Annotated in this window: 13 protein-coding genes and 1 pseudogene; 13 read left to right on the top strand and 1 reads right to left on the bottom strand. The window is 72.4% G+C overall.

Going from position 1 to position 18,736, the window contains the following annotated elements:
• Positions 1-12 precede the first annotated feature (12 nt).
• Positions 13-2,127, top strand: a complete 2,115-nt coding sequence (locus tag ACGFSC_RS38995; protein WP_359907053.1) for an ATP-dependent DNA helicase — start codon at positions 13-15, stop codon at positions 2,125-2,127.
• 120 nt (positions 2,128-2,247) lie between these two features.
• Here the strand turns inward: ACGFSC_RS38995 and lexA are convergent, their stop codons facing one another.
• Complete coding sequence (lexA, locus tag ACGFSC_RS38990; RefSeq protein WP_380350895.1) at positions 2,248-3,033, bottom strand: transcriptional repressor LexA; 786 nt, start codon at positions 3,031-3,033, stop codon at positions 2,248-2,250.
• A 451-nt stretch (positions 3,034-3,484) separates the two neighbouring features.
• Here lexA and nrdR point away from each other — a divergent pair, with 451 nt between their 5' ends.
• From nrdR to ACGFSC_RS38930, 12 genes and pseudogenes are all read left to right on the top strand, one after another.
• Entirely contained in the window at positions 3,485-3,985 is a 501-nt protein-coding gene (gene nrdR / locus ACGFSC_RS38985; protein WP_359907050.1) for a transcriptional regulator NrdR, read from the top strand.
• 207 nt (positions 3,986-4,192) lie between these two features.
• Positions 4,193-7,078, top strand: a complete 2,886-nt coding sequence (locus ACGFSC_RS38980) for a vitamin B12-dependent ribonucleotide reductase (RefSeq protein ID WP_359907047.1) — start codon at positions 4,193-4,195, stop codon at positions 7,076-7,078.
• A 171-nt stretch (positions 7,079-7,249) separates the two neighbouring features.
• Positions 7,250-8,014 carry an NAD(P)H-binding protein gene (locus tag ACGFSC_RS38975; RefSeq protein ID WP_359907133.1) on the top strand — a complete coding sequence of 255 codons (765 nt, stop codon included), beginning with the start codon at positions 7,250-7,252 and terminating at the stop codon, positions 8,012-8,014.
• 303 nt (positions 8,015-8,317) lie between these two features.
• Entirely contained in the window at positions 8,318-10,099 is a 1,782-nt protein-coding gene (locus tag ACGFSC_RS38970) for an ATP-binding protein (RefSeq protein WP_359907044.1), read from the top strand.
• Entirely contained in the window at positions 10,099-10,536 is a 438-nt protein-coding gene (locus ACGFSC_RS38965; protein ID WP_359907041.1) for a roadblock/LC7 domain-containing protein, read from the top strand. The genes ACGFSC_RS38970 and ACGFSC_RS38965 overlap by 1 nt, the downstream gene beginning before the upstream one ends.
• A complete protein-coding gene (locus tag ACGFSC_RS38960; protein ID WP_359907038.1) occupies positions 10,533-10,901 on the top strand; it encodes a DUF742 domain-containing protein in 369 nt (122 codons plus the stop codon). The genes ACGFSC_RS38965 and ACGFSC_RS38960 overlap by 4 nt, the downstream gene beginning before the upstream one ends.
• Positions 10,882-11,556: pseudogene (locus ACGFSC_RS38955) on the top strand (ATP/GTP-binding protein); the annotation flags it as partial. The gene ACGFSC_RS38960 and the pseudogene ACGFSC_RS38955, both read left to right, overlap by 20 nt.
• 191 nt (positions 11,557-11,747) lie before the next feature.
• A complete protein-coding gene (locus ACGFSC_RS38950; RefSeq protein WP_359907035.1) occupies positions 11,748-12,992 on the top strand; it encodes a cytochrome P450 in 1,245 nt (414 codons plus the stop codon).
• A 35-nt stretch (positions 12,993-13,027) separates the two neighbouring features.
• A complete protein-coding gene (locus ACGFSC_RS38945; RefSeq protein WP_359907032.1) occupies positions 13,028-14,242 on the top strand; it encodes a cytochrome P450 in 1,215 nt (404 codons plus the stop codon).
• A gap of 338 nt (positions 14,243-14,580) precedes the next feature.
• The gene (locus tag ACGFSC_RS38940; protein WP_359907030.1) at positions 14,581-15,969 is read left to right on the top strand and encodes an ABC transporter substrate-binding protein; all 1,389 of its coding nucleotides are present in this window, start codon (positions 14,581-14,583) and stop codon (positions 15,967-15,969) included.
• Positions 15,970-16,146: 177 nt separating this feature from the next.
• Complete coding sequence (locus ACGFSC_RS38935) at positions 16,147-17,214, top strand: sugar ABC transporter permease (RefSeq protein WP_359912697.1); 1,068 nt, start codon at positions 16,147-16,149, stop codon at positions 17,212-17,214.
• On the top strand, positions 17,211-18,239 hold the full coding sequence (locus ACGFSC_RS38930; protein WP_359912700.1) for a carbohydrate ABC transporter permease: 1,029 nt from the start codon (positions 17,211-17,213) through the stop codon (positions 18,237-18,239). The genes ACGFSC_RS38935 and ACGFSC_RS38930 overlap by 4 nt, the downstream gene beginning before the upstream one ends.
• The last annotated feature ends 497 nt before the right edge of the window (positions 18,240-18,736 follow it).

Here is an 18,736-nt window from a genome sequence, read left to right as displayed (position 1 = left end):
GGTGGGAGGGTCATGACGAACGACTCCGAATCCCAGCCCGCGACGGCCCTCGGCGACGAGGCCGAGGAAGCCGTCGCCGTCCCGCGCTCGCGGATCCCCGAACTGCTGCACGCCGCGGTGGCGGCCGTCGGCGGCGCGGAGCGCCCCGGTCAGGTCCGGATGGCCGAGGCCGTCGCCGACGCCGTCGACCACGGCGAGCACCTGCTCGTCCAGGCCGGCACCGGCACCGGGAAGTCCCTGGCCTACCTGGTGCCCGCGCTCGCCCACGGCGACCGCGTGGTCGTCGCCACGGCCACCCTGGCGCTGCAACGCCAGCTGGTGGAACGGGACTTGCCGCGCACCGTCGAGGCGCTGCACCCCGTGCTGCGCCGCCGGCCGCTGTTCGCGATGCTCAAGGGCCGCTCCAACTACCTGTGCCTGCACCGGGCCAACGAGGGCACCCCGAGCGAAGAGGGCGAGGGCCTGTTCGACCCGGTGGACGCGCTCGGCGGGCCCACCGGGAAGCTCGGCAAGGACGTGCTGCGGCTGCGCGAATGGGCCGACGAGACGGACACCGGGGACCGCGACGACCTCAGCCCCGGCGTCTCCGACAAGGCCTGGGCCCAGCTGTCGGTCACCTCCAAGGAGTGCCTCGGCGCCACCCGCTGCCCGTACGGGCAGGAGTGCTTCGCGGAGAAGGCGCGGGAGCGGGCCAAGCTGGCGGACGTCGTGGTCACCAACCACGCGATGCTCGCGATCGACGCGATCGAGGGCGCGCCGGTGCTGCCCGAGCACGGGCTGCTGATCGTGGACGAGGCGCACGAGCTGGTCAACCGGGTCACCGGCGCGGCCACCGCCGAGCTGACCGTCGGCGCGGTCAACCGGGCGGTCAAGCGGGCCGCGCGGCTGGCCAACGAGAAGGCGGTCGACGCGCTCCAGGCCGCCGCCGAGAACTACCACGGCCTGATGGAGACCGCCCAGCCCGGCCGGGTCGAGGAACTGCCCGAGTACCTGGCGTACGCGGTCACCGCGATCCGGGACGCCTCCCGCCAGGTGATCACCTCGCTGGGCGAGACCAGGGACAAGGGGCTCAGCGACGAGGACGCCGTCCGCAAGCAGGCGATGGCCTCGGCCGAGGCGCTGCACGAGACGGCCGAGCGGCTGCTGGAGGACTCCGAGTACGACGTGGTCTGGATCGAGCGCAGCGACCGCTACGGGCTGGGCACCGCCTCGCTGCGGGTCGCCCCGCTGAGCGTCTCCGGGCTGCTGCGCGAGGGGCTGTACAAGGAGCGCTCGGTCGTCCTCACCTCGGCCACGCTCAAGCTCGGCGGGGACTTCAACGGCGTCGCCGCCTCCGTCGGCCTGCCCTCCGAGACGCGGCTGCCGGACGTCCGCACCGCCGGGGACAACCCGGAGTCCGGTCCGGCCTTCGGCGAGGACGCGGTGCCGCACTGGCGCGGGATCGACGTCGGCTCGCCGTTCAAGTACCCCAAGCAGGGCATCCTGTACGTCGCCAAGCACCTCGCCGACCCCGGGCGCGACCCCGAACGGCCGGACATGCTGGACGAGTTGGCCGAGCTGATCGGTGCGGCCGGCGGGCGGACGCTGGGGCTGTTCTCCTCGATGCGGGGCGCCCAGACGGCCGCCGAGGCGATGCGCGAGCGGCTGGACCAGCGCGTCCTGCTGCAGGGCGAGGACACCCTGGGCGAGCTGATCCGGGAGTTCGCCTCGGACGCCACCACCTGCCTGTTCGGCACGCTCTCGCTCTGGCAGGGCGTGGACGTGCCCGGCTCGGCCTGCCAGCTGGTCGTGATGGACCGGATCCCGTTCCCCCGGCCGGACGACCCGCTGATGAGCGCCCGACAGAAGGACGTCGAGCAGCGCGGCGGGAACGGCTTCATGGCCGTCGCGGCGACGCACGCGGCGCTGCTGATGGCGCAGGGCGCGGGCCGGCTGGTGCGCGCGGCCGACGACCGGGGCGTGGTCGCGGTGCTGGACCCGCGGGTGGAGACCAAGCGGTACGGGAGCTTCTTCCGGTCCTCGATGCCCGAGTTCTGGTACACCACGGACCGCAACCAGGTGCGCCGCTCGCTGGCGGCGATCGACGCCTCGGCGGCGCCGGTGCGGCCGGTGGTGAAGCGGGGCTGAGGGCCGGGGCCCTCGGGTCCCGGCGTTCCGGGCCCGGGGGCTTCCGGGCCCGGAACGCCGGAGGGGCTCCCCGCACGAGCGGTGGAGCCCCTTCCGGTGCCGTCGGCCGCGGCACAGGAGTCAGAGGCGGCGCAGGACCGCGACGACCTTGCCCAGGATGGTCGCGTTGTCGCCGTTGATCGGCTCGTACGCGGAGTTGTGCGGCATCAGCCAGATCCGGCCGTCCTCGCGCTTGAGCCGCTTGACGGTGGCCTCGCCGTCGATCATCGCGGCCACGATGTCGCCGTTCTCGGCGACCGGCTGGCGGCGCACGGTGACCCAGTCGCCGTCGCAGATGGCGGCCTCGATCATCGAGTCGCCGCGCACGGTGAGCGCGAACAGCTCGCCCTCGCCGACCAGCTGGCGGGGCAGCGGGAAGACGTCCTCGACCGTCTGCTCGGCCAGGATCGGCCCGCCGGCGGCGATCCTGCCGACCAGCGGGACGTAGGAGGTGGACGGGCGCCCGGCCGTCTCGGCGGTGTTCGGGCGGGCCACCTCGACGCCGCGGACCTCGTAGGCGCGCGGGCGGTGCGGGTCCCGGCGCAGGAAGCCCTTGCGCTCCAGGGCCATCAGCTGGTGGGCCACCGAGGAGGTGCTGGACAGGCCGACGGCCTGGCCGATCTCGCGCATGGACGGCGGGTAGCCGCGGCGCTGGACGGAATCCCGGATGACCTCGATCACCCGGCGCTGGCGCTCGGTGAGACCGGCCTCGTCGGTGCGGATCCCGGGGGGGCGGCCGGGCATCGCGCGGGCGGGGGAGGGATGGCCGTCGTCCAGGGCGGCGGAGTGTTCGATCGGCTGGTCCGGAACGCGGGCCGTTCCGGACAGGGCCGCGCCGGGGAGACGGTGGTCTTCGCTACGGTCCATGCTGATGTCCAGACCCTGTTGATTCGTGGTGCGCTGCCCCACCTTGAACTGGGAGTGTTCCTGCACCGGGATGGTGTTGCTTTCGATCGTGTTCACGGCGGCCCCTCTCGACGGCTGTCCTCTCCCCTTTTCCAGCCCAACGCGCCTCCTATCGAAAGGTTGCGCCAAACACACGTTCGAGTGAATTATTCGGGAGTTGACTGACTCGATCAAGGCTTTGTTGTACATCGAGTAAATGTTCGAGCAGAACTCGACTCCGGCAGTCTAATCGGCGCCGTCGCGGCATCGACACGCCATGGTGCTCACCTCCCCCGGACTCCTAGATGTAGTGGCTACAGTCATCATCCGTGCCCAGTACTAGTGGTCACCCCGCATGATCGGCTTGCCCAGGCCGGGGGCACATCGCATAGACTCAAGAGGTCCGAACGTTCTGCCAGGGAGGGATCCCGAGGTGCACTGCCCCTTCTGCCGGCACTCCGACAGCCGTGTTGTCGACAGCCGGACCACCGAGGACGGCAGCTGCATCCGCCGCCGTCGGCAGTGCCCGGACTGCGGCCGCCGCTTCACCACGGTGGAGACGGCCGCGCTGATGGTCATCAAGCGCAGCGGCGTCACCGAGCCGTTCTCCCGGCAGAAGGTCATCACCGGCGTCCGCAAGGCTTGCCAGGGCCGCCCGGTCACCGAGGACGCGCTGGCCCAGCTCGGGCAGCGGGTCGAGGAGTGCGTGCGCGCCAGCGGCAACGCCGAGCTGACCACCCACGACGTGGGGCTGGCCATACTCGGCCCGCTCAAGGAGCTCGACGTGGTCGCCTACCTGCGCTTCGCCTCCGTGTACCAGGCGTACGACGGACTTGAGGACTTCGAGGCCGCCATCGCGGAACTCCGCGTCGAACGGCCCCGCGCCCCCGAGGCGGACGACACCCCCGTGTCCGTCTCCGCCGCCGCGCCCTAGCGGACGCCGGCACCGGGCCCCGGGCGGGCCCCGTCGCACCACCATGGCCCCGCGGGGCCCACGCGTGCCCGAAAACGGGGCACAGAACACTACAAACCGTGCGTAAGCAGGCAAGGTCTCCGCCTGCCCGCACACCGGAAGAACGAACCAGCAGTGCCCGGACTTTTCAGGGCACTTCGGGCGTTTGCCCAGGAGGAGGAGCGAGAAGTGACAGACACCACGAGCGGTTCGGCGCGCGGGTCGAAGTCCGAGAAGGCCGCGGTCAAGGGCGCCAAGGCGCCGAAGGGCGGCCTCCCGATGGAGCGCATCTACACCACTCCTGGCGTGCACCCGTACGACGAGGTCCGCTGGGAGCGGCGTGACGTCGTCATGACCAACTGGCGCGACGGCTCGATCAACTTCGAGCAGCGCGGCGTCGAGTTCCCCGACTTCTGGTCGGTCAACGCCGTCAACATCGTCACGTCCAAGTACTTCCGCGGCGCCGTCGGCACCCCGCAGCGCGAGTGGAGCCTGAAGCAGATCATCGACCGCGTGGTGCTCACCTACCGCGCCGCCGGTGAGAAGCACGGCTACTTCGCCACCAAGGACGACGCCGAGATCTTCGAGCACGAGCTGACGCACGCCCTCCTCCACCAGGTGTTCAGCTTCAACTCGCCGGTCTGGTTCAACGTCGGCACCAAGCAGCCCCAGCAGGTCAGCGCCTGCTTCATCCTGTCCGTCGACGACTCCATGGAGTCGATCCTCGACTGGTACAAGGAAGAGGGCATGATCTTCAAGGGCGGCTCCGGCGCCGGCCTCAACCTCTCCCGGATCCGCTCCTCCAAGGAACTGCTCTCCTCCGGCGGCAACGCCTCCGGCCCGGTCTCCTTCATGCGCGGCGCCGACGCCTCGGCCGGCACCATCAAGTCCGGCGGCGCCACCCGCCGCGCGGCCAAGATGGTCGTCCTCGACGTGGACCACCCGGACGTCGAGGCCTTCATCGAGACCAAGGTGAAGGAGGAGGAGAAGATCCGCGCCCTGCGCGACGCGGGCTTCGACATGGACCTCGGCGGGGACGACATCACCTCCGTCCAGTACCAGAACGCCAACAACTCGGTCCGCGTCAACGACGAATTCATGACCGCCGTCGAGAACGGCACCGAATTCGGCCTGCGCGCCCGGATGACCGGCGAGGTCATCGAGACCGTCGACGCGAAGAAGCTGTTCCGCAAGATGGCCGAGGCCGCCTGGGCCTGCGCCGACCCCGGAATCCAGTACGACACCACCATCAACCACTGGCACACCTGCCCGGAGTCCGGCCGCATCAACGCGTCCAACCCCTGCTCCGAGTACATGCACCTGGACAACTCCAGCTGCAACCTCGCCTCGCTGAACCTGATGAAGTTCCTGCGCGACGACGACTCGTTCGACGCGGCGACCTTCGCCAAGGTCGTCGAGCTGGTCATCACCGCCATGGACATCTCCATCTGCTTCGCGGACTTCCCCACCGAGAAGATCGGCGAGACCACCCGCGCCTACCGCCAGCTCGGCATCGGCTACGCCAACCTCGGCGCCCTGCTGATGGCCACCGGCCACGCCTACGACAGCGAGGGCGGCCGCGCCCTGGCCGGCGCCATCACCTCGCTGATGACCGGCACCGCCTACCGCCGCGGCGCCGAACTCGCCGGTGTGGTCGGCCCGTACGACGGCTACGCCCGCAACGCGGCCCCGCACCAGCAGGTCATGAAGCAGCACGCCGACGCCTCGCTGGACGCCGTCTCCCACGACGACCTGGACGCCCCGGTCTGGCTGGCCGCCAACAAGACCTGGCAGGACGTGCTGCGCGTCGGTGCGCAGAACGGCTTCCGCAACGCCCAGGCCTCGGTGCTCGCCCCGACCGGCACCATCGGCCTGATGATGGACTGCGACACCACCGGCGTCGAGCCCGACCTGGCCCTGGTCAAGTTCAAGAAGCTGGTCGGCGGCGGCTCGATGCAGATCGTCAACGGCACCGTCCCGCGCGCCCTCAAGCGCCTCGGCTACCAGGACGAGCAGATCGAGGCGGTCGTCGCCCACATCGCCGAGCACGGCAACGTGGTGGACGCGCCGGGCCTGAAGGCCGAGCACTACGAGGTGTTCGACTGCGCGATGGGCGAGCGTGTCATCTCGGCCATGGGGCACGTGCGGATGATGGCCGCGATCCAGCCCTGGATCTCCGGTGCCATCTCCAAGACCGTGAACATGCCCGAGTCCGCCACCGTCGAGGAGATCGAGGAGATCTACTTCGAGGCGTGGAAGATGGGTGTCAAGGCACTCGCCATCTATCGCGATAACTGCAAGGTCGGCCAGCCGCTCTCGGCCAAGAAGAAGGACTCCGAGTCCAAGCCCGAGGCGGCTGCCCCGGCCGCCGCGGTCGAGAAGGTGGTCGAGTACCGCCCGGTCCGCAAGCGTCTGCCCAAGGGCCGCCCGGGCATCACCACCTCCTTCACGGTCGGTGGCGCCGAGGGCTACATGACCGCCAACTCCTACCCGGACGACGGTCTGGGCGAGGTCTTCCTGAAGATGTCCAAGCAGGGCTCGACCCTCGCGGGCATGATGGACGCCTTCTCCATCGCCGTCTCGGTCGGCCTCCAGTACGGCGTGCCGCTGGAGACCTACGTCTCGAAGTTCACCAACATGCGCTTCGAGCCGGCCGGCCTGACCGACGACCCGGACGTGCGGATGGCGCAGTCGATCGTCGACTACATCTTCCGCCGCCTGGCACTCGACTTCCTGCCGTTCGAGACCCGCTCGGCGCTCGGCATCCACTCCGTCGAGGAGCGCCAGCGCCACCTGGAGACGGGCTCGTACGAGCCGCTGGAGGCCGAGGAGCTCGACACCGAGTCGCTCGCCCAGTCCGCCCCGGTCGCCGCCAGGCCGGCCGTGGTCCCGGCCCCGGCCGTCGAGGCGCCCAGGACGGCCCCGAAGCAGGCCCACAACTCCACGGAGCTGATGGAGATCCAGCTCGGCCTCAACGCCGACGCCCCGCTCTGCTTCTCCTGCGGCACCAAGATGCGCCGCGCCGGCAGCTGCTACCTCTGCGAGGGCTGCGGCTCCACCAGCGGCTGCAGCTGATCACGCTCGACCCCGGTTTTCACCCGATGAGGTGAAAACCTGAGGCGGGGCGAGGACTTCACGGTCCTCGCCCCGCCTTTTTCGTGTTCCCGGGAATGCCGATGTCACGTTCGGGGGTGGTGTCCGGTCCACAGGGGGTGACGGGTTCTGTCGAGAAGGAGTGGTGCGGTGATGGGAACGGTGCTGGTGACCGGGGCGACGGGGACGCTCGGGCGGGAGGTGGTGCGGCTGCTGGTGGCGCGCGGGGTGGCGGTGCGGGGGCTGAGCCGGCGGGCGCGGGCCGGGGGCGACGGGGTCGAGTGGGTGGTGGGCGACCTGGTGAGCGGCGCCGGGATCGCGGAGGCGATGGCCGGGGTCGAGGTGGTGGTGGACTGTGCGACCACGCAGAAGACGGAGGACCTGGCCGGGGTCCGGACGCTGGTGGCGCGGGCCCGGGAGGCCGGGGTGCGGCACCTGGTGTACGTGTCGATCGTCGGGATCGACCGGGTGCCGATCGCGTACTACAACACGAAGCTCGCCTGTGAGCGGGTGGTGCGGGAGTCGGGGCTGGGCTGGACGGTGCTGCGGGCGACGCAGTTCCACGACCTGGTGCTGAGGTTCTTCGACGCCTCCGTGAGGCTGCCGGTCTTCCCGGTGCTGAGCGGGACGGCGTGCCAGCCGGTGGACGTGCGGGAGGTGGCGGCGGCGGTCGCGGACCTGGTGGGGGAGGAGCCGGCCGGCTTCGCGCCGGAGGTGGGCGGCCCGCAGGTGCGTTCGTACCGGGAGCTGGCCGAGGCCTACCTGCGGGCGGCGGGCAGGCGCCGGTTGCTGCTGACGCTGCGCGTGCCGGGTGCGGCCGGCCGCGGGTTTCGGGCGGGCGGCAACCTGACGCCGGACCGGGCGGTGGGCCGGGGGACCTTCGAGGAGGCGTTGGAACGGCGGTTCGGCCGCCGCTGAGTTCGGCGGCGGCCGACAGGGGCTGTCCTTCGGGGTGTGAACCGTGGCACGGGGTGGGCGTCGGTGGTGTCGCAGTGTGGTGTGGACGGTGTGAAAGCAGGAGATTGGCCGTCAACTGGCCACTTGAGGCCTATGTCTGAATCGATATGATCGGCCGAAAGCGTGAACCGATCAGACGCCCGGAGACGTTTCATGACGTCGCCGGGCGGTCCGGTATGCGCCCGACCCAGCTGTCGGCGGCCGCGACCGTCGCCGACCCGCCGCCCGCGCCGCCGCCCGCCGACGTTGCCGAGGACCGCACCGATGAGAGAAGCCACCAGCCCCGACGGCCGATCGCGCCGACGGCCCGCGCCGCGCACCGTCGCCCTGACCGCGGCCGCCGTGCTGCTGGCGCTGGTCGCCGCGCCGGTCGGCGTCGTCCGGGCGTTCGGCGCGCACCAGCCGCTCACCGCCCTCGCGGTGGTCGCCGTCACGGTGCTCTGGCTGATCGCCGTCGGCCTCGCCTCGACCGGTGCGGAGCGCGCCCGCGGGCTGACCGAGGAGCTGGCCGCTCAGCACGAGGAGACCCGGGCCGCGCTGGTCGCCGCGGGCACGGCCCGGCAGGCCGAGACGGCCGCCGCCGACCGCGCCGCCGCCGCGCTCGCCGAGCGGGACGCCGCCCGCGCCGAGCAGTCCCGCGCCGAGGCGGACGTCACCGCCGCCCACACCGAACTGGCCCGGCTGCGGGCCGAACTCGACGCCGAGCGGGCCGGGGCGCAGACGGAGCGGGCCCGGGCCGAGTCGGAACGCGCCGAGCTGGCCCGGATCGTCGAGGGGGTGCTGCCCGAGGTGGTGGCGAAGCTGCGGGCCGGCGCCGCGGTGGACAGCGCGCTGGCCGCCCACCGCAAGCACCCCCAGTACGCGCTGCTGCGCGCCGTCGGCGAGGAGATCGGCCGCGGCGAGCGGCTGCGGGCCGCCGCCCTGGCCGTCTGCGCGACCGCCGCCGGGCGGGTCCAGGCGCTGGCCACGAGCATGCACGCCGAACTGCGCGAGATGCAGCACCGGCACGACGAGGAGGTCCTCGGCGACCTGCTGAGCCTGGACCACTCGACCGCCCAGGCGGGCCGGATGGCCGACAGCATCGCGGTGCTCACCGGCGCCCGCTCGGGCCGCCGCTGGGCCAAGCCGATCGCGGTGGAGTCGGTGCTGCGCGGCGCGCTCGGCCGGATCGGCGCCTACCAGCGGGTGCGGCTGCACAACGCCAGCACCGCCGCGGTCGCCGGGTACGCGGCCGAGGGCGTGATGCACGCGCTGGCCGAACTGCTGGACAACGCCACCAACTTCTCCGCCCCGCCGGCCGAGGTGCACGTCTACGTCGAGGAGGTGCCGGCCGGGCTGGTGGTCACCGTCGAGGACAGCGGGCTGGGGCTGAGCGACAGCTGGCTGCGCCGGGCCGAGCGTGCCGTCTGCGCCGAGCCGCTGGACCTCACCACGCTCTCCGCCGGTACCCGGCTGGGGCTCGCGGTGGTCGGCGTGCTGGCGCGCAAGCACGGGCTGCAGATCTCCTTCCGGCCTTCGGCGCGCGGTGGCACCGGCGTGGTGATGCTGATCCCGCCGCGGCTCGTCACGCACCCGGTGCCGACGGCCGCCCCGGCGCCCGTCCAGGCGTCCGTCCCTGCGCAGACGCCGCCCGTGGAGACCGCGCGCCCCGCGCTCACCTCGGCGCGTCCCGCACCCGTCTCCCTGCCTCCGGTGCCCGCCTCCCTGCCTCCGGCGCCCTCCGCGCAGCGGACCCCGGCCGGGGCGCCGACCGCCACCGGGACGCAGACGTCCACCGCGCCCGCCCTGCCGGCCGCGCCCGCCCGGATGACCGACAGCGGCCTGCCGCAGCGCCGGCGCGGACAGACACTGGCGACCGGCGCCCCCGCGACGGCCCGGACCGCGAAGGCCGTGAGCACCGACGCGGTCGGCGCGGCCGCCCGGTTCGGCGCGTTCCGCCGGGCCGCCGCCCGTCCCGCGGGGGCCGAGCAGCCCCCCGCCGGGGCGCCGACCACGGATCCCGACACCATGCCCGACGCTTCCCCCGTCACCGAGAAGGACACCTGATGAGCAGTGCCACCGACCGCGACCTCGACTGGCTGTTGGAGAACCTGCTGGCGGCGACCCCCGGCACCCGGCACGCCCTGGTCCTCTCCGCCGACGGCCTCAAGCTCTGCCACACCGCCGGGCTGAGCACCGACCAGGCCGACCAGCTGGCCGCCATCGCCTCCGGCCTGCAGAGCCTGGCGCACGGCGCCTCCATCGAGTTCGGCGACGGCAGCGGCGGCGTGCGGCAGTCGATGACCGAGTTCCACGGCGGCATCCTGTGCATCGTGGCGGCCGGTGAGGGCGCGCACCTCGCGGTGGTCACGGACGACGACGCGGACGTCGGCGTGGTCGGCCACAACATGCACGGCCTGATCGAGCAGATCGGGGTCCACCTCAGCGCGCCCGCCCGGGAGGCGGAGGGCGAGGCCGCCGCGCGAGAGAGCGCCGGCATATGACTGCCGGGCCGGTGCTGCCGGGCCGTGACGACGACCCGGACCGCCTCTACACCATCACCCGGGGCCGCAGCCGGGCGCCGGAGAACGCCTTCGACCTGGTCACCCTGATCGTCGCCGAGCGGCAGCCGGCGCCGGGGATGCAGTCGGAGCACGCCCGGATCCTGCGGATGTGCGAGGCCCCGACCGCCGTCGTGGAGGTGGCGGCGGAGCTGGCGCTGCCCGTCTCGGTGGTGAAGATCCTGCTCGGCGACCTGCTGGAGTCCGGGGCGGTCACCGCCCGCCACCCCCGGTTCGCGCCGAACAAGGCCCGGCTGCCCGACCTCGACACGCTGAAGCAGGTGCTGCATGGCCTCCAACGGCTCTGATGCGTGGGACGCCGATGTTGACGCCGACGCGGGTGCCGCTGCCGGCGTCCGGCCCGCCGGCGCGCGCACCCCGCTGCGGGCGACGGCCGACAACGCGCTGAAGATCGTCGTGGTCGGCGGCTTCGGGGTGGGCAAGACCACCCTGGTCGGCTCGGTCAGCGAGATCCGCCCGCTGAACACCGAAGAGGTGATGACCAGGGCGGGCGAGGGCATCGACCCGGCCGGCGCCTGGGGCAAGCGCTCCACCACGGTCGCCTTCGACTTCGGCCGGATCACCCTCTCCGAGCGCCAGGTGCTGTACCTGTTCGGCGCGCCCGGCCAGGAGCGCTTCTGGTTCCTCTGGGACCGGCTGTTCAGCGGCGCCCTGGGCGCGGTCGTCCTGGTGGACACCCGGCGGCTGGAGGACTCCTGGTACGCGATCGACCGACTGGAGCACCACGGCACGCCGTTCATCGTGGCCCGCAACAACTTCGGCGAGCCCGGCCACACCCTGGAGCAGGTCCGTGAGGCGCTGGACCTGCCGGCCGGGGTACCGCTGGTGGACTGCGACGCGCGCGACCGCGAGTCCGGCAAGCAGGTGCTGATCGCCCTGGTCCACCACCTGGCCGCCCTGGCCGGGGCCGACGAGGAGGCCCTGACCGGCGGGGCCGCTCCGGCCGTTGCCGCCGGGGTCGATGCCGCCCGGGCCGTTGCCGCCGGGCGCGATGCCGCTCCGGCCGTTACCGCCCGGGCCGTTGCCGCCGGGCGCGATGCCGCTCCGGCCGTTACCGCCCGGGCCGTTGCCGCCGGGGCCGAGGAGCCCGCCCAGGCAGGGTCCCGCACCGTGATCTACGAGGAGAGCACCCCGTGACCGAGCCCGCCGCCACCCCGCCCCCGGGCTGCCCGGCGCACGCCGGCGCCACGCCGCTGTACGGGCCGCGCTTCCAGACCGACCCGTCCCAGCTCTACCGCGAGCTGCGCGCCGCGCACGGCCCGGTCGCCCCGGTCGAGCTGGCCGGCGGCGTGCCCGCCTGGCTGGTCATCGGCTACCGCGAGCTCCAGCAGGTGACCGGCCGGCCGCAGCTGTTCGGCCGTGACTCCAGCCGCTGGCACGCCTGGGAGACGCTGCCCGCCGACTGGCCGCTGAAGCCGATGATGGCGCCCGTGCCGTCGATCCTCTACGCCGAGGGCGAGGAGCACGTCCGGCGTTCGCGCGCGGTCACCGACGCGCTGGCCGGGATCGACCCGTACGAGCTGCGCAAGCACGCCGAGGAGATCGCCGACCGGCTGATCGACGAGTTCGCCGGGCGCGGCGAGGCCGATCTGGTCGCCGAGTACGCGCACCGGATGCCGCTGCTGGTGCTGTGCCGGGTGCTCGGCCTGGACGAGGAGCAGGCGCCGCAGCTGATCGCGGCGCTGCTGGCGATGCTGGACGGCGGCCCGGACGCGCCGGCCGGCGCCCAGCGGCTGTTGGAGCTGATGCTCGCGCTGGTCGAGGAGAAGGCGGAGTACCCGGGCGCCGATGTCGCCTCGCGGATGCTGGCGCACCCGGCCGGGCTGACCCACGACGAGGTGATGCGCGACCTGCGGGTGCTGCTGATCGCCGGCCACCAGCCGAGCTCGTACTGGATCTCCAACGCGCTGCGGCTGATGCTCACCGACGAGCGGTTCGCCGCCTCGCTGGCCGGCGGCCGGCGCAGCATCAGCCAGGCGTTGAACGAGGCGCTCTGGGAGGACACCCCGACCCAGATCTTCGCCGGCCGCTGGGCGGTCCGTGACACCCAGCTGGGCGGCCAGCGGATCGCCGAGGGGGACATGGTCCTGCTGGGCTTCGCCGGGGCCAACGCCGATCCGGCGGTCCGGCAGGCGGACGGCCGCCCGGCGGAGGGGAACCGGGCGCACATGAGCTACTCGTACGGCGAGCACGGCTGCCCGTTCCCGGCGCAGGAGGCGGCCGAGGTGATCGCCACCACCGCGATCGAGGTGCTGCTCGACCGGCTGCCGGACCTTCGGCTGGCGGTGGCCGAGCACGCGCTGGTGTGGCGGCCGTCGGCCTGGGTGCGGGGGCTGGTGGCGCTGCCGGTCTCGTTCACCCCGGGCCACCCGGCCTGATCATTCAACACCCGCCGTTCGAAAGAGAGTTGTCGATGACCGCTGCCCCGGCCCGAATCGTCCTCGACCCGCTGGCCCGTGACAACGCGGCCGAGGGCGCGCTGCTGCGGGCCGCCGGTCCGGCGGTGCCGGTCGAGCTGCCCGGTGGGGTCGCCGCCTGGGCGGTGACGCGGCACGCCGCCGCGCGCGACCTGCTGACCGACGCCCGGCTGGTGAAGGACGCCGCGCACTGGGCGGCGTACCAGCGCGGCGAGGTGCCGAAGACCTGGCCGCTGATCGGTCTGGCGGTGCCCGGCCCGAGCATGGTGACCACGGACGGCGCCGAGCACCGCCGGCTGCGGGCGCTGGTCGCGCAGGCCTTCACCCCGCGCCGGGTGGAGCTGATGCGTCCGCGCGTCGAGGAGATCACCCACGCGCTGCTGGACGCCCTGGCGGCGGGCGAGCCGGTGGTGGACCTGAAGACGGCCTTCGCCTTCCCGCTGCCGATGACGGTGATCTGCTCGCTGCTGGGCGTTCCCGAGTCGGACCACGGCCTGCTGCGCGACCTGTACGAGCGGTTCTTCGGGATCAAGCCGAACCCGGAGGGCATCCAGGCGACCGTCGCCGCGCTGAACGCCTTCGTCAACGGCCTGGTGGCGCAGCGTCGTTCGGCTCCCGGCGAGGACCTGGCGAGTGTGCTGCTGGCGGCCGACACCGAGGGCGGGGCGCTGACCGACGCGGAGGCTGCGGCCACCCTGCGGGTGATCATCGCGGCCGGCCACGAGACCACGGTGAACCTGATCGGCAACGCGGTGCGGGCGCTGCTGACCCACCCGGACCAGTTGGAGCTGGTGCGCTCGGGCCGGGTGTCCTGGGACGCGGTGGTGGAGGAGTCGCTCCGCTGGACGCCGCCGACCAGCAACTTCCTGTTCCGTTTCGCCGCGCAGGACATCCCGGTCGGCGAGGTGGTGATCCCGGCGGGTGAGCCGGTGCTGGTCTCGTACAACGCGATCGGGCGCGACCCGCTCCAGCACGGGGTGACGGCCGAGGTCTTCGACCTCACCCGTGATCCGGCCCGTCACCTGTCCTTCGGGCACGGCCCGCACGTCTGCCCGGGCTCCCCGCTGGCCCGGCTGGAGGCGGGGATCGCGCTGCCCGCGCTGTTCGAGCGCTTCCCGGGGCTGTCGCTCGCGGTGCCGGACGCCGAGCTGCGGCCGAGCCCCTCGCTGGTGGTGAACAGCCTGCGGGAGCTGCCGATCCGGCTGTTCTGACCTGATGCATCGTCATGTCATCTGCCCCGTCCGGATTTTCGGTCGGGGCCTTCGACTTCTGGCGGTGGCGGTCCGGGAACCGCCTGGTCGCGGGTCACGGTCGGGACACCGGCTTGTGAAGGTCGAACGTGGACCTTGGCGAGGGGCGGCGGCTGCGTTAACGTCTTCGATCAGTCCGGACGCGGCTCGCCCGTGATCCCGTCCGCGATCCCCGTCCGCGATCCCCGTTCGTGATCCCCGTCCGTGATCCCCCGTCCGTGACCCCCTGGCCCATCTCCGGTACAGCGCGATGTCGTTCAGCCCACCGTCGGCAGCACGCCCTGGCGAGGAGAACCGCATTGACCCTCAACCCGACCGCGCAGCACCCGGGTTACCGCCGTCGTCCGGTCGCCGCGGCCGCCCTGGTGGCGGCGCTGGCGCTGACTGCGGCCTGTTCCAACAGCTCCGGCGGTTCGGGCGGCGGCGGGGGCGGATCGGCCGCGTCGCTGTCCGGTGACTGCGCCGCGTACCAGCCGTACGCCGGACACGCGGGTACCACGGTGACGATGTTCGCCTCGATCCTGAGCCCGGAGTCGGACAACCTGGAGAAGTCCTGGGCCGAGTTCAGCAAGTGCACCGGGATCAAGATCAGTTACGAGGGCTCGAACGACTTCGAGTCCCAGCTGCCGGTCCGGGTTTCCGGGGGCAACGCCCCGGACTTCGCGATCATCCCGCAGCCGGGCCTGCTGGCGCAGATGGTGAAGAGCGGCAAGGTGGTGAAGCCGCCCGCCCAGACCGTCGCCAACCAGGACAAGTGGAGCCCGATCTGGAAGACCTACGGATCGGTCAACGGCACGTTCTACGCGGCCCCGATGAGCGCCAACATGAAGTCCCTGGTCTGGTACTCGCCGAAGGCCTTCAAGGCGGCCGGCTACGAGGCGCCCAAGACCTGGGCCGACCTGATGGCGCTCAGCGACCGGATCGCCAAGGCGGGCGGCGCCAAGCCGTGGTGCGGCGGCATCGCCTCCGGAACGGCCACCGGCTGGCCGGCCACCGACTGGCTGGAGGAGGTGGTGCTCGGCTCGTACGGCGGCGAGGTGTACGACCAGTGGGTCGGCCACCAGGTGAAGTTCTCCGACCCGAAGATCACCACCGCGATGAAGACGGTCGCCGACTGGATGCAGAACCCGGCCTGGGTCAACGCGGGCTTCGGTGACGTGAAGTCGATCGCCACCACCACCTTCCAGGACGCGGGCACCCCGATCCTGAGCGGCAAGTGCATGCTGCTCCAGCAGGCCTCCTTCTACGAGGCGCAGTGGCCCAAGGGCACCAAGGTCGGCCCGGACGGGGACGTCTTCGCCTTCCACCTGCCCGCGGTGAACCCGTCGATCGCCAATCCGGTCGAGGGCGGCGGCGAGTTCCTGGCGGCGTTCTCCGGCCGGCCCGAGGTGCAGGCGGTGCAGAACTACCTGTCCAGCTCCGCCTGGGCGAGCAGCCGGGTGAAGACCGCGAGCGGCTGGGTCTCGGCCAACCAGGGCGTGGACAAGGGCCTCTACACCGACCCGATCGACAAGCTGTCGGCCGAGGCGCTGACCGACCCGTCGGCGACCTTCCGCTTCGACGGCTCCGACCTGATGCCGGCCGCCGTGGGCGCCGGACAGGAGTGGAAGTCGCTGACCGCGTGGTTCGCCGAGGGGCAGTCGATCCAGAAGACCGCCGCCGACATCGACGCCGCCTGGCCGCAGTAGCCGACGCGCCGCTCCGCTGCCGGCGGGAGCAACCGACGCGTCGGTTGTGCTGCCGGCGCGAGCAACCGAGGCGCCGGTCCGCTGCCGGCGCACTGGGACCACCTGTCGAGGGCGGTGCGGGGCCACCCACCCGCACCGCCCGCCCCCTTCCCACCACGCCCGAAGGGACGCACAGCCATGTCCGTACCCGGATTCCCGTCACCCGCCGCCGAGCTGGCCGCGGACCGGTTGGCCGCCGGCGGGCTGGTCGCCGAGAGACTGGCGGCCGGCACCTGGAACGACGCGGCGGTCAAGTTCGGCAACACCTTCGGCGCCGTCGCCGGCTTCCTCGGCATCCTGCTGGTGGTCTTCCTGGTCGCCGGCCGGGCCCGGGGCCGCCTGGCCCGTCCGCTGGCGGTCGCGGTGTTCCTCGGCCCGGCGGTGCTGCTGCTGGCCGTCGGCCTGGTCGTGCCGCTGGTCCGCACGGTCTACCTCAGCCTCCAGAACGACGACGGCACCCGGTTCGTCGGCGGTGAGAACTTCGGCTGGGCCTTCACCTCCGACTCGGTGCAGAAGGTGCTGGTCAACACGCTGCTCTGGCTGGTGGTCGCGCCGTTGGCGGCGACCGGGCTGGGGCTGGTGCTGGCGCTGCTGGTGGACCGGATGCGCGGCCAGTCGGTGTACAAGTCGCTGATCTTCATGCCGATGGCGATCTCGCTGGTCGGAGCGTCGATCATCTTCAAGTTCGTCTACGAGTCGCGCGGTCCGGGCCAGCCGCAGATCGGCCTGCTCAGCCAGCTCGCCGTCGCGGTGGGCTGGGACGATCCGCCGAACTGGTTGCTCTCGCAGCCGCTGAACACCTTCCTGCTGATGGCGGTGATGGTCTGGGTGCAGACCGGCTTCGCGATGGTGGTGCTGTCGGCGGCGATCAAGGCGATCCCGGACGAGGTCGTGGAGGCGGCCAGGCTGGACGGCGCGAGCGGGGTGCGGCTGTTCTGGTACGTCACCGTGCCGATGATCCGCACCACGGTGATGGTCGTCCTGACCACCGTCATGATCATCACCCTGAAGGCCTTCGACATCGTCCGCACCATGACCGGCGGCAACTTCGGCACCCAGGTGCTGGCCAACGAGATGTACTCGCAGTCCTTCGTGCAGTTCAACTCCGGGCGGGGCAGCGCCCTCGCGGTGCTCCTCTTCCTCGCGGTGCTGCCGCTGGTGGCCTACAACATCCTGCAGCTGCGGAAGGAGCGTGAGGTCCGGTGACCGGGACGGACGGCCGGGAGGGGACGGCGAAGACGGTGCGGCCTGCGGAATCGGCCCGGCAGGTGAAGGCGGCGCGCCGGGCGAAGGGAGCACGGCCGGAGGGGGCGGTGCGACCGGCCGGTGCGGCGCGGCCGGTGCGGAAGGCCTTCAGCAGTCCGCTGGCCTCGGTCTTCGTGATCGCGATGACGGTGCTCTGGACGGTCCCGACGCTGGGTCTGCTGGTGACCTCGCTGCGGCCCAAGCAGGACGTGACCGCCAGCGGCTGGTGGAACGCCTTCCTCCACCCCGACCTCGGCCTCGGCAACTACCACTCGGTGCTGTTCGAGGGCGGATCCGGGGTCTCCACCGGCCTGATGCCCTTCCTGGTCAACTCGCTGGCGATCAGCATCCCGGCGACGGTCTTCCCGCTGGCACTGGCGGCGATGGCGGCGTACGCGCTGGCCTGGGTGCGGTTCCGGGGGAGCGACGCGGTCTTCTTCACGGTGTTCGCGCTCCAGGTGGTGCCGCTCCAGATGGCGCTGATCCCGCTGCTGCGGCTGTTCGCCGGCGGCGCGCACCTGGGCGCGCTGACGCTGATTCCGGCGGTGGACCTGAAGGGCAGCTACGCGCCGGTCTGGCTGGCGCACACCATGTTCGCGCTGCCGCTGGCGGTGTTCCTGCTGCACAACTTCATCGCCCAGCTGCCGCGCGACCTGATGGAGGCCGCGGTGGTGGACGGCGCCTCGCACTTCAAGATCTTCCGCTCCATCGTGCTGCCGCTGTGCACCCCGGCGCTGGCCTCGTTCGCGATCTTCCAGTTCCTGTGGGTCTGGAACGACCTGCTGGTGGCGCTGACCTTCGCGGGCGGCACGCCGGAGGTGGCGCCGATGACGGTGCGGCTGGCGCAGCTGTCCGGCTCGCTCGGCGGGCGCTGGGAGCTGCTGACGGCCGGGGCGTTCCTGTCGATCGTCGTGCCGCTGATCGTCTTCTTCAGTCTCCAGCGGTACTTCGTTCGCGGGCTGCTGGCCGGGTCGGTGAAGGGGTAGCGAGGGAGTCCTTGGTGGTGAGGGCGTTCTGAACGCGTTCAGAGCCGACTTTTGAACCTGTTCAGAATGGTCTACAGTCGGCAGCGGCCGGGGCGCCGAGAGCGCCCGCCGGTGGACCGCCCGACGGGTGGCCTCCGCATGCCCGCCGACCACTGAGGGGGACTCATGTCAGGTCCGTCCGTTCCTGCCGCGCCCGATTCGCCCGATTCGCTCGGTTCACCCGGCTCGCCCGGCTCGCCCGGCTCCACCGGTTCGACCGGCTCGACCGAGCTGCAGGGGACGTCCGAGCCGCAGGGGGCGTCCGAGGTGTCGGGGGCGACCGGGGTTCCGGGCCTGTCCGGGGCGACCGAGGAGGCCGGGGCGGCCGGCCCGACCGAGCCGCACAACCCTTATGACGCGTACGACCCGTACGGCCCGTACCGTGCGACGGGCCCCGGCCCGCAGGGGTCGCAGGGGTCGCAGGGGCCGCAGGGGCCGCAGGGACTGCAGGGCCGGCA

This window comes from Kitasatospora sp. NPDC048715, assembly GCF_043198905.1.
Taxonomy (GTDB): Bacteria; Actinomycetota; Actinomycetes; order Streptomycetales; family Streptomycetaceae; genus Kitasatospora; species Kitasatospora lactacystinica.
This window is presented reverse-complemented; position numbering and strand designations above follow the sequence as displayed.